Source organism: Alistipes intestinihominis, assembly GCF_040095975.1.
Taxonomy (GTDB): domain Bacteria; phylum Bacteroidota; class Bacteroidia; order Bacteroidales; family Rikenellaceae; genus Alistipes; species Alistipes senegalensis.
Window position 1 is genome coordinate 1 of sequence record NZ_JBBMFL010000021.1, and the last position, 13834, is coordinate 13834.

Sequence of the window (13834 nt, forward strand, 5' to 3'; positions counted from 1 at the left end):
GCCGACAGTTGGTTTGCGCACCTCGCATTTGATGTCCCCGGAGAAAAAACATCCAACGAATGGCTCGAACCCGTAACCGATGAAGAGTACGATAAGCTAAAATAATCTGCAAATCGGATACGGAGCCTCGGAACAAAGTAAGTTGAGCCTCGCAGCAAATATGTTGCGGGGCTTGCTTATTTCTATTTCGTATTCAGGTTTCCCATCTCATCGAACATCTCCCGGTGTTCGTTGCCCCATGCGTCCATCATGCGGATAATGGGGACGAGCGATTCGCCGAGCGGTGTCAGAAAGTATTCCGTTTTCATCGGAATCGTATCGTATACTACGCGGCGCACGATCCTGACGGATTCCAGTTCGCCGAGCTGCTGCACCAGCACGCGCCTCGTCGCACCCTTTATCGCGTGCTGAAACTCCACGGGGCGGTGGATGCCCTTGGTCATGCAATTAATCAGATAGGGCTTCCATTTCGCGCCCATGACATACTGCGTAATCGTCACGCCGCAGTCGAGATCTATCGGGGGTATCTTATATTCGTACATACGCTGCAAATGTACATAAATCTCGCGATACGGGAAAAGAATCACACTGTGATAAATTTATCACATATTGCAGTCGTATAGTGTCTTATCTAACTTTGTAGCCGATAAGAACTGCGAACGTATGAAACGATTATTAACCGCAGGATTGTTTGCAATCCTCACAACAACGATCTGTATGGCTCGAATCAATGAAAAAGAGATTCTGTCGGACGAACTGTGCGACAAACTGTGCGCCGCAGCGCGCGAGAAGAGTAAGGAATTGGGTATCGACATCAGTTTCGCCGTTGCCGACCGGCACGGTCTGCCGCGTGTCTACCGTCGTTACGGCGATGCGCTGGTATTGAGTATCACGCTCGTGCCGGGCAAAGCGTACACGGCGGCCGTAACGCAATGCAAGACGAAAGATGTGGCTGCCGCAGCCGCCGAGGGTGCTCCGCTGATGGGCATTCAAACCAACGATCCGCGCATTACGCTCGTTGCAGGCGGTTATCCGCTGTTTGTGGATGGAAAGATTGTCGGGGCCATCGGCGTTGGCGGCGGTACGGAAGCGCAGGACTGCGAGATCGCCGAACATGTGGTGAGCGTGTTCGAGAGTTTCGGCGACTGAAAGGTTCGGGACTTTCCGGATAAAATGAAGTAAGCCTCGCAACAAATACGTTGCGGGGCTTTGCTTCCTGCCTTGGGTTGCAAGAACAGGTTGTGTTTCGGCGTTGCGGTTCTCTTCCGAAATGCAGGGACCGTTGGGCGAAGTTTACCGTTCAGCCCGCATGGGGTTTTCCAGAAAATCCCGATATGAAAGCCGGATTCCCTCCTCCAATTCCGTCTTATAAGTCCATCCGAGTGCCGCGGCTTTCGACACATCGAGCAATTTGCGGGGTGTGCCGTTGGGTTTGGAGGGGTCCCAGCGGATTTCACCTTCATAGCCGACCGTTTTCGCCACGAGTTCCGTCAGTTCCCTGATCGAAAGTTCCTTGCCTGTACCGGCATTGACCGTCTCGTTGCCGCTGTAATTGTTCATCAGGAACACGCACAGGTCGGCGAGGTCATCCACATAGAGGAACTCGCGCAGCGGACTTCCGTCGCCCCAGCAGGTCACGAAAGGCAGATGCTGTTCTTTCGCTTCGTGGAAGCGGCGGATCAGCGCAGGAAGCACGTGGCTGTGGGTCGGATGGTAGTTGTCGTTCGGACCGTAGAGATTCGTGGGCATTACGCTGATATAATCCGTGCCGTACTGACGGTTTAGGTATTCGCAGTATTTCAGTCCGGAAATCTTCGCCAGAGCGTAGGCTTCATTGGTCTTTTCCAGCTCGGATGTCAACAAACACTCTTCTTTCATGGGTTGGGGTGCCATACGCGGGTAAATGCACGACGAACCCAGGAATTCCAGCTTCTTGCACCCGTTCTGCCATGCCGAATGGATCACGTTCATCTCCAGGATCATGTTCTCGTACATGAAGTCGGCCAGGGCGCTTTGGTTCGCTTCGATGCCCCCGACTTTCGCGGCGGCCAAAAAGACATATTCCGGCTGTTCTTCGGCGAAGAAACGTTCGACGGCCTCCTGGCGGGTCAGATCGAGTTCCTTGTGCGTGCGGGTGACGATATTGGCATATCCCTGACGCTGCAATTCGCGCACGATGGCCGAACCGACCATGCCCCGGTGTCCGGCCACATATATTTTTGCATTTTTGTCCATCATGACTCCCCTATTTTACGATGCCTTTTTCAAGATACTCGGCAAGGTTCGTTTTTACCTGTTCGCCGGCACGTTCCACGGCCACTTTCGCCACATCCGCTTCGACCATGATACGTACCAATTCCCCGAACGGAGTTTTTGCCGGGTTCCAGCCCAGTTTCGTCTTGGCCTTGGTGGGGTCTCCCCAGAGATTCACCACATCCGTCGGACGGTAGAAATCCGGAGAAACCTCGACCAACACCTTGCCCGTCGCCTTATCGACACCTTTCTCGTTCTCGCCCTCTCCGACAAATTCCAATTCGATACCTACGTATTTGAATGCAAGATAGCAAAATTCACGCACAGAGTGCTGCTCACCGGTGGCGATGACGAAATCTTCCGGTTTGTCGTTCTGGAGAATCAGCCACATACATTCTACATAGTCCTTGGCGTAGCCCCAGTCGCGGAGCGACGACAGATTGCCTAAATACAATTTATCCTGCTTGCCTTGGGCGATGCGTGCAGCGGCGAGGGTGATCTTGCGGGTCACGAATGTTTCTCCACGGCGCTCCGATTCATGGTTGAACAGGATGCCCGAGCAGCAAAACATGTCGTAGGCTTTGCGGTACTCCTTGACGATCCAGTAGCCGTAGAGTTTCGCCACGGCATAAGGCGAATAGGGATGGAACGGGGTGTTTTCATTCTGAGGAACCTCCTCCACCTTGCCGTAGAGTTCCGAGGTCGAAGCCTGATAGATACGGCAGGTTTCAGTGAGACCACATTGGCGCACAGCCTCAAGGATACGCAGCACGCCTGTTGCATCGACATCGGCAGTAAACTCCGGAGCATCAAACGAAACCTGCACATGGCTCTGTGCGGCAAGGTTGTAGATTTCGTTCGGTTTTATTTTCCTAACCACTTGCAGAATGCTCATCGAATCGCCGAGGTCAGCGTAATGGAGGTGGAAGTTCGGATGCCCTTCCAAGTGGGCGATACGCTCGCGGTAATCGGTTGACGAACGGCGGATCGTGCCGTGAACATCATACCCTTTTTGCAAAAGGAGTTCAGCCAAGAACGAGCCGTCCTGTCCGGTGATGCCGGTAATTAATGCTGTTTTCATCAAATGATATTTAAGTGAATATTGAGATTCAATGTTTTTCCTTTCTTGAGATCTTGGTTCCTATGAGCTCGCAAATCTTATAGACATATCTCAATGATTCGAATGCAATATTGCTGTATACTCCATTCTCTTTGAACGCCCGCTGATGATCCTGCAAAATCTGTTTATGGCTGGCGATCCCGCTTGTCGATGCTCCCCCTGTGCGCATGGTTACAAAATCCTTTTTGATATATTTTGTACGAATATGATTCACGAAAATCAGCCGAAGTAGATTCTCGAAATCCGCTCCGATTTTGTAATCGAGACTGAAAGTTCCGAATCGGTCATATACGCTTTTCCTACAATAGAATGACGGATGGGCAGGCATGAACCCGAGCTGCATTAATTTCCGGGAAAAAATCCTTGAAGAATAGTAACGTACGCATTTATTCAAATCATCGTCATTGACATAATGTATATCGCCGTAAACAGCATCTATTTCTGAGTCTGCCATCACTTTCGCCACTTGTTCCAGCACATCCGGAGAGGTATAGAAATCGTCCGAGTTTAAGATACCAATCACATCGCCTGTTGCCATTGCGATACCTTTGTTCATGGCATCGTAAATCCCCTTGTCCCGTTCGCTGATATGACGTAATCTACCTTGATATTCAGGTTCCAATTCATGTACGATTTCCATTGTGTTGTCTGTTGAGCCGCCATCCACGATGATATGCTCTATATTGGAATAGGATTGTGACAACACGCTTCGCATTGTGTGACGCAAAGTCGCACCGCTATTCCATGTAGCGGTGACAATTGATATTTTCATCAGATTAACTTGATTTTGGGCGAAGAGTTTGATTACGATTCAAACATTACCCGTTCTGCGACTTTAACAGCAGGATTCCCTCGATATATAGAGAACGGCATAAGATCTTTAGATGCGACAGAACCGACAGCAAGAACACTATGCGAATGCATTGTTACTCCGGGACAAACAGTGGATTGAGCACCAATCCATGCACCGTCTTCAATAACAATAGGTTTTACCATGAGGTCAAATGTTGGGCGTTTGTAATCATGATTGCCACATAATAACATGGCTCCTTGGCTGATGCATACGTTGCTGCCGATACTTACCATTGCAAGGTTGTCTATCCACACATTTTCACCAATCCATGTGTAATTGCCTATTTCTAGCAGCCACGGGTACTTTATATTGACGTGAGGCTTGATGTTCACACCTGTGCCGACCTTTGCTCCGAATATTCGTAACAAACAAATTTTGATACCTGAAAATGGATTGAGCGGATTGATAAAAAATAGTACGTTAGTAAAATACCAAGCAAGCCGTTTGAAAGTTCCTTTCCCTGGATTATACCATGAATTTTCGTAATGTGATAAGTCCGTTTTACCCATTTATTATGTTATTTGATTTGGATTTTACTCCAAATAGAAGAGATGACATAAATGTACTTGACCGGATTGTAGCACTCATAGCTAAGCAGGCAACAATAATCACTAATGCTAATAATATAGATACTGAAAATTCCAATAAAGGATTTGTATATGTTTTGAAAAAACAACCGACCATTTTCAAATCCCTTGGAATTAATATGTAGTGAAGTAGGTAAATGTCAAGAGTTCGCGTACCTATAAATTGCAAAACACGACCAATTCGTTTTTGTTTGGAAAAATATTCTTGATAATGTCGGAAAACCGCAAAAGTTATAATTATGGATAATATTGCTACGCCAATTCCCATAATAAAACAGATTCGACTATCCCAAACACTGGCACTATTCTGTTTCACGTGCGCCAATAATATGTATAGAATTATTTCCCCCCCCCATATTATTGCGAAAATTTGTTTGATATCAATCAGTTTTAGGAATAAATTGAAATGCTTCTTTGCAAGTACGCCAAGTGTAAAATATATGAAATATTTCCAATTCAATAAACCTATTGTTGCAGTTACCGGGTTATCAATTCCAAGTCCCAATTTTGAATTAATTGGTTGTAGTGATAAAAGAAAAATACTTAGTGAGAAAATGATAAGAGTAGTATCAAGTTTCAATTTTGTTAATTGAGAAAAAATTATTGGAACAAGTATCAACAAAAAAAATTCAAAAAGAGTTATAGTAAACCAATATCCATATTTCCCTTCAGTAGTTATACCATCCCAGAAGTTTCGCTGTAAAATCAACACAAATATTGTATATATGATTAATGTAGAAACCACTTGGACCTTAAACTTCTTCCAAATAAATTGCGAAACTATTTTGGAAGTCCATGTCGTTTCTCTATAGAAAATGAAACCGCTGATGAAAAAAAATAGAGGCATACGCATCAACATAAAGAATTGATTGAAAGATGGGTAGCTCGAGTCTATTCCAAAGCTAAAGAATACTACATGTGCATACACTACGAGTATCATGGTAAATCCCCGCATTGCATCAATGTATTCAATTCGGTTTTTGCTTGACATCTAAATGTTATTTTAATATTATGGAAACGAGTGCGATTTTAATCGTCTATAAAACCTGGTTTGCTTCCGACTCCCGATAACCATTCATACAGCCTTTGCATTTGCCTTGCTACTTGTGGGGCAGTATATTTTTTCTGCACGAGGCAGCGACCTTTTTCTCCCATAGAGAGCAACTCAGAAACAGGCATCTTGATGACTTGCTGCATTACTGTGATAATGTTTTCGGGTGAACGATCTATCCACCAGCCGCAACCAACTGTGTTTAGTTCTTCCCATGGAGTACCAAGGCTTGCCATCACAGGAGTGCCTACCGAGAGAGCTTCTGTGACAATCATGCCGAAGTTCTCGAAGTCGCTTGGCACGAATAGGCATGATAGTTGTGCCAATTGTTCATACTTTTCACGTCCCGAAACAAAGCCGCTAAATGTCACATTCTTCAATCCTAATCGCTCCGTTTCTTTATGTAGGAATTGTTCATAATTGTCATCTCCTTTCCCCATTATTATGAGTTCACAGTCTTGCGGATGAGATAGTTGAGCCATTCCATAAAGAAGGTTCTCAACTTTCTTTCTGGGGTGTAGTCGTCCGAGGAAGCCAAACTTCCTCAATCGACTACACCCCAGAAAGGACGGCTTTGCTGCCGCAATCTCTTTTAGATAACTAGGCAGATTGGCCGGATTTGGAATAACTGCTATAGCTCCGCGATATCCAAATTGTCGTACATGTTCCATTTCAGGTCTACAAGTAACATGTAAGCAATCGGCACAATTAATATCCTTGCGAAAATAAAGCTGTATCAGCGGCCATTTTTTCCAATACGATCGTTTTAATGCTCCAGGATAAAGCATTCCATGCGGCGTGATAATATAAGGTTTACGCTTATGCCTTGCCATAGAGCAAGTGATATGGTTACAATACATCCACAACCCATTGGTATGGTAAAGGTCATACTCATTGTTTTGAAGATAGTAAGAGATACTCTTTGAATATTCGTACGGAGTCATTGCATCGTTGGGCAATGCTTTAATCCAATTTTCACTTTTGCCCATCAATACATCCGATTTGTTTTTCACTTCTAAGGTCAACAAATCAACAGGAAAACCAATACTATACATCGCAGAAATCAAGTCATATGTGCAGGTGGCAATCCCACCATACAGCGCACCAAACCCAGCGATGGTTTGTAATACCTTCATATATCAAATCTGTGTTTATGCTTTTGAACAAGGTCCTTCGACAAAAGGAGCATCTTTCCCTTTTTCCAGACAGTCGATTAGGATCAACAGCCTTTCGGCTGCGATATGGGGATTCCATAGGCCCTGCATCAGGGCGGTAGAGCGATTTCGCATGTCTTGCCATTTACGAGGATTGGCAAGCAGGTACTCCACTTTGTCGCATAAGGAATCCAACGCTACAATATCTGGGCGGTTGAAACTACTTGATTGCTTGGGACTGGTAAATAACAACCCCGTCTGCCCATCATTGATCAAATATGGAGAACTTCCTATTCCATCGCTCGCCACCAACACACAACCATTGGACATGCTTTCATTGGCCACAGCCCCCCAGCCTTCGTTCCTGTCACTTGTGAAAAGGAATATGCTATGTCTTCGCATGTCATCCAATAATTCGTTATTGGGCTTGACTCCAATGAAACGAACGACATCTTCCACCTCTAATTCTTTGGCAAGTCGCCGTGTCTGGATTTCATACTCTCCGTTTCCATACATGTCAAGTATAAAACGATATCCCTTGTTTTTGAGTCGGCGGGCCATCAATATGGGTAGTTCCGGATGTTTCCACATTAAATATCTTGAACACCACATAAGTGGTGTGATATTTAATGTGGAAACATCCGGGAATGCTTCAACGTTAACTTTTTCCACCCGGGTGAAATAACCCCATTTGTAGCAACGTCCATGATAAGTACCTACTTTGTATTGGTCTGCTGCTGCAAATGCACTGCAACAAAGTTTATACAACGGTTTTCTACTCCAACCTCCGAAATGATAGGCGAGTGACATTTTCAAGATAGTTGGTGAGAATAAATTCAAAACACCCCGCTTCAGCCATCGCTCGCTCATGTCGAACGATAGCAGCCCTCGCTTCATTCGTGCCTTTTGAAAAGGCAAAGCACGCACTCCTGAGAACACACAACATTCAGCTGTTTGTGCCAACTTCATAGCTTTGCTGTAATTCTCTTTCGATTGCCAGGCCTGCAATAAATAAGGCCGATCGCTATAATCATGCGAATCTCCTTTTCGATGCTCGGCTTGTAAATTGGCAAGCTCTACAAAGCAATAGCTATGTCTCGTCAATTCCCACAATTCATCAGCTACATTCGCCTGATGGTTATTTAGTATCAGCGAATAAAATACTAATTTCATAGTAAAAGGCTGACATCCATTTATAAATAAATAGTCTGTGATCATAAAGAATGCCGGCATATGGAACCAAAACAAATCAACGTATGGAAGTTGTATTAGAAAGTGTGACGCTTGCCCCCCCCCTGGAATGTGGAATTCAAACTTGCGAATCATATTACTTATCTACCTCCTGATAAGACACGATACAGCAGGGGTGCTTTTGACTGTAATAGTTTCCCAACTATTAAACATGCTGAGATTGTGACTACGGGCGATAGCAGAAAACCTAATGTGCAACCAATGCCGGAATTTATAAGCCGTGGATATATTATTGTCTTTACAATATTCAAAAGAGGAATGTGTGAGCAATATATGAAAAACGTGTAATACATCATTGGATTAACTGAATTGAACGAACATAAATAGCCTCCTCCTTTCCATATCCCGGCAACTCCTGATAGGATGACCAATGCTGCATAAGGCCTATCGCTTGCAAGAGATATATCGAACAGAACAAAACAAGCAATAGCCGTGGAATATGCTATTAGACACAATATTGCCAATTTGGGATTTATGAAATAAAATATCTCTTTTTTATTTAAAGAAAACATTGATCCAATTGTGAACCAAAGCAATCCCCACGATATTATGGGAATAAATTGGAAAACTCCCAATGGCAACAAGCAACCAATTTGCACATATATGGGCAGATATTTAATAAATAGGAATATAAGAGGGCTACACAAGATGACTATAAACAAGTCCCTGACAAACCAAAGATGAAATGCAGCAGGTTCAAGATAAACATACGACAAAAATTTCCACCATTGTCCTTGCTTACAATAAACAAAATAGTCTGTCTTATAGTCAACGAAAAAGCCAATGATGAATATTATCGCAATGTACAACGTGCACCATATTGCGTATGGCAAGACTAGCATGCGTATCCTTTTCTTGATTTTAGAAATGAAGAAATTTGTTGTACCATCAACTATATTAAAATTGGCAAAGAACAAGAAGCCGGATATGATGAAGAATATTGGTACTGCAAAGTCGGCAAATAATGCCACAAACTTTTGTGCAAAATACAATGCAGGCCATCTTTCGCTTTCCAAATAATAGGCGTGCATCCACACAACGAATATAATCGAGCAGAATGACAGGATTTTAATCTTATTACTTAGTTCTGTGGATATATTCATCATATCTATAACAGTTATTAAGCTGTTCTGAGAATAAATCTTTTTATCAACCAACAAACTGCAATAACTTGCAGGATGGCTCCGTATGCCAAAGTGACATTTGCTTCTATCACGATAATTTTAGTGACCACAAAAATGAACAACATAAGATTAGTATCCCCTATTCCGTTATTGAATTTGCCCATCATCCATATAATAAAAATGCCATTGAAAAACGATAAGATTATCATTCCTAAATATCCAAAGTTGGCATAAAATTCGCAAAGCATCGGGAAATTGATACTGGCCCTCCATGAAACATCTTTCACCCCATAATATATGGCCCATTTATCGCCCATATTTTGATTTGGCCGGAATGGGATTAAGAAACGAGGGATAACCATTGTCGGTAACCATGCAATAGTTTCTCCATACACATGTTGGGATGTGCCATTGTTTATGCGATTAATGATAGTGGCTAAATAAGAGACACCTTCAGTACGGTTGTCAACATTATAATCCTGATTGTTTTTATCAATAAGTTCTTGCCAATGCGACATGTTGGCATTGGCATATTCTGTCTCTAAGATTTTCCAACCTATGAGCAGTCGTTCGGTTCCGCTGGAATATAGCCCCTTACTTCGATATGTATGCCGAGAAAGATAAATCGGTAGTAACAATATCGTTACTATAAAAATAGTCTTATATGGTACTTTCTTCCTCTCCACGATATATATTACAATGGGAGCAGCTACTAAGAAAATAGAGTATATGAACAATGTTCCACCTATGTAGTATACGAAATAATATGCTATATAAACAGAGGTCAGTATTAAGTATAAAATCTTTCTACCGCCTCTTAACCAGTAAAGCAGTGCAACCGCGCCGATTGTAGCTGGCAGCATAGTCTCAATAAGTCCTAAAAAACCAAAAGGGATGCTTAAATAGTGGATTATTTTTTGAACTATCTGCAAAGCGAATCCCCCGGCTATCATATATATGAGCAACTTCTCTATCTGATTAACATCAAGATTGTTTTGGGTAAATAAAGATTTGGGGTTAACTCTTTGTAACCCGTACATAATTCCTATATATAATGCCCATATAGATAACGCACTACATAATGCCATCATTGGGAAATCAGTTTCGCTGAAAATACGGTATATTGATTTAATTGGCAATTTCCATGTGTATGGTTGCATAAACATATTCCATGTTTGATACAAAACCAATGTAACCACTACAACGCGAATTTCTGACGTTTGCAGCATTAAAAGAGCCATGCTTGCAACTGGGATAAGACCAATGGCAACGATAAATCGTAAATTAAAATCATAATATCCCGATGGGTGCAAGATTATATATACAACTGATATTAGGATAGAATACATAATATTCTTTCCCATATCTATCTGTTTATCAGAGATTGTCATTGGTCGAGATTGAAGATACTTTTATAAAACTGTTCATACTGTCGTCCAATTATGGTGGGTTGGTATTTTGCGGCGTTTTTATATCCGTCTTCTATCATTTGTTCGCGCAAGCCATCATTATTAATGATTTGTAAAAATCCGCGATGAATGGATTGATGGTCTTCGGGGTTAAATAATAATGCTGCACCACCAGCTACCGTTCTTGTAGGTTCAGTCTGGCTTGTTAAAATTGCGCGTCCCACAGTCTGAGCCTCAATAATTGGCATTCCGAAGCCTTCTGAGCGTGAAACGAAATAGAGAATATCGCAATTCTCATATTTATGAACAACTTCTTCAGTAGAGATATGGTGCGAAATCGAATAGCTTATTCCATACTCTTTCATACGCGCAATGTCGGCATCATTGGGTTGGCCTATTATGTTGAGGTGGCACTTTATTCCTCGCGCACTTTCAACTAACCCTTGTAGATTTTTGTGCCAACCAGTTCCTATCTGAAGTATGACTGGGCAATCCTTATTGAATGATTTAGGGCTTTTATAAACAGGCAATGACAAGGGATTGGGAATTACTTGTATTTTATGAGGCTTGACATGGAGGATTTTTATTAAGTCGTTTTTTGTCAGTTCGCTAACTGCCGTTATTTTCTTGAGGAAAATAGTCGATAGAATGAAACTTGCGAGAACATATAACACGCAGACAATCGTTTTGGGATTGTTTTTGTACATACCTATGTCATGGCAAGTCATGGTGGTTTTTTTCCACGGAAAGAAAAGCCAGAGGTAATTCACATCGCCAGTAATGTGGTAAATATCATAACCTTCTTTGCGAAGTTTCCATATTTCCTGGAATGTTTGCCGCCACGACATCGGCTTGTACCATTTATGAATATCGTGTCCGAATTCCTTCAATGTTTCGGAGACAGTATCGAATACAGCTTCAATGCTGTGTTCATTTTTTTCTTTTTCCCGATAGATATATAGAATTTTCATTTCGCATAAGATTTGAAAGAAAGCATCATATCTAATAGCGGCAGAGGAAAATATAAAAGCATTGGTTTCAATAGTTTAGCGGCTGTGCCATATGGGTTGTATTTTTTGTGTAATTGCCGCATAGCAACACGAAGTTCTTTAAGTATAGATATACGTGTATATTTATTCGGATTTTCACGATATAGGTTTTGTAGTACGTTAGAAAAACCTGCGGTTACAGAATGATAGTTTATTGTATCTATGACAGGAGTGCCTTCCAGACCAAATTTCTGCACCACAGCATTTGCTGCCGGATACAAACATTTGAATATTGCCATCGCTTCACTATAAGGAAGGGGCCTGTGTGTAAGTGTTTCTTGTCCAGCATCGAGTTGATATAGATACAAACAACCTGCATGTGTGTGTATCTCTTCCACCCACAACAAATATTGTAGATAGAACAAATGATCCTCGCTCCATCTGATTTCTGTATTAAATCGGATGTTGTGTTTGTCGCATAACGATTTATTATATAATTTCCCCACAGACTGCCCATAGCTGTATAACCTATCTCTGCAGAATGCTCTTTCCATGAAATTCTCGCCCGCATAAACTGTGTTATCAAAGCGGTATTCCTCTCCGAGTGGATTTCCCTTAAGATCTACACGTTTCAATCCTTGACAGCTTAGCACCGCATTGTGCTTGCAAAGATCTACACGAAAATTTCCCAGATAGGAGGGCAGTAGTTTGTCATCTGCATCAATAAAAGTAAACCAAGGGGTTTTGCAGGCATCTATTCCAGCATTCCGAGCTTTACCTGGGCCACCATTATGTTGATTAATAAGGGTGATGCGGTCATCTCGCTGGGCATACATTTGACATATTTTACCTGATTGATCCGACGAGCCGTCGTTTACCAATATCATGTTCCAATATTCAACGGTTTGGCAAATGACTGATTCAATACACTCAGTAATTAACTTCTCAGCATTATATACCGGAATTATTACAGTAATAAGAGACTTATTGCTTATTGAGGGCATAATCTATGATAGTTCTGATTCTGTCATGATTGGAATAACTCGATTGCACACATCGTTCATGCCCTGCAATTGCAATTTGCCTCCGCTCATCATTGTGCTTCAGATAATATAGGCATTTTTGCAACAGTTCCTCATTAGAGGAGAAATAAACCGCTTCCTTTCCTTCCTCAAACATGTCTATGTGTTCGGTTGTCCGTTCTGCCAGCATAAAACTCCCACAAGCTGGTATTTCTACACTTCGGGTAGTTTGCAAGTCTAGGTTTATCTTTCTCAGGAAGCACAATGATATTTTGCACCCGCAAATCGCCTTGCAATAACTTTCGTCGTACAACTCTCGTCCGGCAAATTCCATGTTCTTATGTTTTTTACAAATATCTTTCCACTCGTTACTTCCCCATACTTTCACTTTTATACCGTGCTTAGCGAGGTACACGATGGAATTGCTGCGCTCTTTCTCCCATGCCCCAATGAAGCCTACATCGCAACTATATTTTTTTTGTTCGTCAGGAGTCAGTATATATGGTTTGTGAAATCCTTTCTGATAAGAGTTTCCGACAAAATACACATCTTTACAACCAAGAGCTTTTAACTCACCCACAGAATAAGACTTTGTAGTTACATATACATCATAATACTTCAATGATGCAAGAAAGTCTTTGGTTTGGTTATGGCGAGCGCACATATAGTCGGGTGAATAGCCTATCAGCTTGGCGTTAGGCGCATTCTGCTTTATGACATTGAAACTATCTTCATGAATGACAAGGCCTTTATCTATCCAAATTATATCGTATTCTTTATTGCGTATCAGTTCTTGTATTTGTTTATTCACCTTATTCAAATCTGGCAATGAAACCGGAAAGCCCCATTGAAATAACTTATTACATAAACGATACAATAAATTAATTGGAGTTGAGGTGGTATCCACATGATCTACCGGCCCAAATGTTTGTAGAATGCGGTCGCGTTGAAGACATGTGTTGCTCTTACCCAATCCCGAAAAACCGCCAACTGATAATATTCGTAATTTAGATTTCATTTA

14 protein-coding genes are annotated in these 13834 nt (G+C 42.2%); 1 reads left to right on the top strand and 13 read right to left on the bottom strand.

The features are described from left to right. Positions 1 to 182 precede the first annotated feature (182 nt). Complete coding sequence (locus tag WMO46_RS14070; protein WP_349094544.1) at positions 183 to 542, bottom strand: winged helix-turn-helix transcriptional regulator; 360 nt, start codon at positions 540 to 542, stop codon at positions 183 to 185. Positions 543 to 717: 175 nt separating this feature from the next. Between WMO46_RS14070 and WMO46_RS14075 the strand changes: the two genes are divergently transcribed. Then, positions 718 to 1149: a GlcG/HbpS family heme-binding protein gene (locus WMO46_RS14075; RefSeq protein WP_288661049.1), complete on the top strand. Its 432-nt coding sequence runs from the start codon at positions 718 to 720 to the stop codon at positions 1147 to 1149. A gap of 144 nt (positions 1150 to 1293) precedes the next feature. On the opposite strand, the gene WMO46_RS14080 is transcribed toward WMO46_RS14075, so the two are convergent. The 12 genes from WMO46_RS14080 to WMO46_RS14135 form a co-directional block, all read right to left on the bottom strand. Continuing rightward, positions 1294 to 2238: a GDP-L-fucose synthase family protein gene (locus WMO46_RS14080; RefSeq protein ID WP_288661050.1), complete on the bottom strand. Its 945-nt coding sequence runs from the start codon at positions 2236 to 2238 to the stop codon at positions 1294 to 1296. 7 nt (positions 2239 to 2245) lie between these two features. After that, a complete protein-coding gene (gene gmd, locus WMO46_RS14085; protein WP_349094545.1) occupies positions 2246 to 3334 on the bottom strand; it encodes a GDP-mannose 4,6-dehydratase in 1089 nt (362 codons plus the stop codon). Between the two features lie 28 nt (positions 3335 to 3362). Beyond that, positions 3363 to 4145 carry a glycosyltransferase family 2 protein gene (locus WMO46_RS14090; RefSeq protein ID WP_349094546.1) on the bottom strand — a complete coding sequence of 261 codons (783 nt, stop codon included), beginning with the start codon at positions 4143 to 4145 and terminating at the stop codon, positions 3363 to 3365. Between the two features lie 32 nt (positions 4146 to 4177). After that, positions 4178 to 4735: a putative colanic acid biosynthesis acetyltransferase gene (locus tag WMO46_RS14095; RefSeq protein WP_129649920.1), complete on the bottom strand. Its 558-nt coding sequence runs from the start codon at positions 4733 to 4735 to the stop codon at positions 4178 to 4180. Continuing rightward, positions 4728 to 5804: an acyltransferase family protein gene (locus WMO46_RS14100; protein WP_129649918.1), complete on the bottom strand. Its 1077-nt coding sequence runs from the start codon at positions 5802 to 5804 to the stop codon at positions 4728 to 4730. The genes WMO46_RS14095 and WMO46_RS14100 overlap by 8 nt, the downstream gene beginning before the upstream one ends. 38 nt (positions 5805 to 5842) lie before the next feature. Continuing rightward, the gene (locus WMO46_RS14105; protein ID WP_129649916.1) at positions 5843 to 7000 is read right to left on the bottom strand and encodes a glycosyltransferase; all 1158 of its coding nucleotides are present in this window, start codon (positions 6998 to 7000) and stop codon (positions 5843 to 5845) included. Positions 7001 to 7015: 15 nt separating this feature from the next. Beyond that, positions 7016 to 8191: a glycosyltransferase gene (locus WMO46_RS14110; RefSeq protein WP_129649914.1), complete on the bottom strand. Its 1176-nt coding sequence runs from the start codon at positions 8189 to 8191 to the stop codon at positions 7016 to 7018. Positions 8192 to 8349: 158 nt separating this feature from the next. Beyond that, a complete protein-coding gene (locus WMO46_RS15615) occupies positions 8350 to 9375 on the bottom strand; it encodes an acyltransferase family protein (RefSeq protein WP_129649912.1) in 1026 nt (341 codons plus the stop codon). A gap of 14 nt (positions 9376 to 9389) precedes the next feature. Then, complete coding sequence (locus WMO46_RS14120) at positions 9390 to 10757, bottom strand: O-antigen polysaccharide polymerase Wzy (protein WP_242493058.1); 1368 nt, start codon at positions 10755 to 10757, stop codon at positions 9390 to 9392. Positions 10758 to 10780: 23 nt separating this feature from the next. Further along, the gene (locus WMO46_RS14125) at positions 10781 to 11773 is read right to left on the bottom strand and encodes a glycosyltransferase family 4 protein (protein ID WP_129649908.1); all 993 of its coding nucleotides are present in this window, start codon (positions 11771 to 11773) and stop codon (positions 10781 to 10783) included. Beyond that, the gene (locus tag WMO46_RS14130) at positions 11770 to 12795 is read right to left on the bottom strand and encodes a glycosyltransferase family 2 protein (RefSeq protein WP_129649906.1); all 1026 of its coding nucleotides are present in this window, start codon (positions 12793 to 12795) and stop codon (positions 11770 to 11772) included. The genes WMO46_RS14125 and WMO46_RS14130 overlap by 4 nt, the downstream gene beginning before the upstream one ends. Next, positions 12776 to 13831 carry a CgeB family protein gene (locus tag WMO46_RS14135; RefSeq protein ID WP_349094548.1) on the bottom strand — a complete coding sequence of 352 codons (1056 nt, stop codon included), beginning with the start codon at positions 13829 to 13831 and terminating at the stop codon, positions 12776 to 12778. Before WMO46_RS14135 ends, WMO46_RS14130 begins: the two co-directional genes overlap by 20 nt. Positions 13832 to 13834 lie beyond the last annotated feature (3 nt).

What these genes read in the sequence shown, in the direction of transcription:
- WMO46_RS14070 (WP_349094544.1), bottom strand. Translation starts at nt 542, where the DNA reads ATGTACGAATATAAGATACCCCCGATAGATCTCGACTGCGGCGTGACG.
- WMO46_RS14075 (WP_288661049.1), top strand. Translation starts at nt 718, where the DNA reads ATGGCTCGAATCAATGAAAAAGAGATTCTGTCGGACGAACTGTGCGAC.
- WMO46_RS14080 (WP_288661050.1), bottom strand. Translation starts at nt 2,238, where the DNA reads ATGATGGACAAAAATGCAAAAATATATGTGGCCGGACACCGGGGCATG.
- gmd (WP_349094545.1), bottom strand. Translation starts at nt 3,334, where the DNA reads ATGAAAACAGCATTAATTACCGGCATCACCGGACAGGACGGCTCGTTC.
- WMO46_RS14090 (WP_349094546.1), bottom strand. Translation starts at nt 4,145, where the DNA reads ATGAAAATATCAATTGTCACCGCTACATGGAATAGCGGTGCGACTTTG.
- WMO46_RS14095 (WP_129649920.1), bottom strand. Translation starts at nt 4,735, where the DNA reads ATGGGTAAAACGGACTTATCACATTACGAAAATTCATGGTATAATCCA.
- WMO46_RS14100 (WP_129649918.1), bottom strand. Translation starts at nt 5,804, where the DNA reads ATGTCAAGCAAAAACCGAATTGAATACATTGATGCAATGCGGGGATTT.
- WMO46_RS14105 (WP_129649916.1), bottom strand. Translation starts at nt 7,000, where the DNA reads ATGAAGGTATTACAAACCATCGCTGGGTTTGGTGCGCTGTATGGTGGG.
- WMO46_RS14110 (WP_129649914.1), bottom strand. Translation starts at nt 8,191, where the DNA reads ATGAAATTAGTATTTTATTCGCTGATACTAAATAACCATCAGGCGAAT.
- WMO46_RS15615 (WP_129649912.1), bottom strand. Translation starts at nt 9,375, where the DNA reads ATGATGAATATATCCACAGAACTAAGTAATAAGATTAAAATCCTGTCA.
- WMO46_RS14120 (WP_242493058.1), bottom strand. Translation starts at nt 10,757, where the DNA reads ATGGGAAAGAATATTATGTATTCTATCCTAATATCAGTTGTATATATA.
- WMO46_RS14125 (WP_129649908.1), bottom strand. Translation starts at nt 11,773, where the DNA reads ATGAAAATTCTATATATCTATCGGGAAAAAGAAAAAAATGAACACAGC.
- WMO46_RS14130 (WP_129649906.1), bottom strand. Translation starts at nt 12,795, where the DNA reads ATGCCCTCAATAAGCAATAAGTCTCTTATTACTGTAATAATTCCGGTA.
- WMO46_RS14135 (WP_349094548.1), bottom strand. Translation starts at nt 13,831, where the DNA reads ATGAAATCTAAATTACGAATATTATCAGTTGGCGGTTTTTCGGGATTG.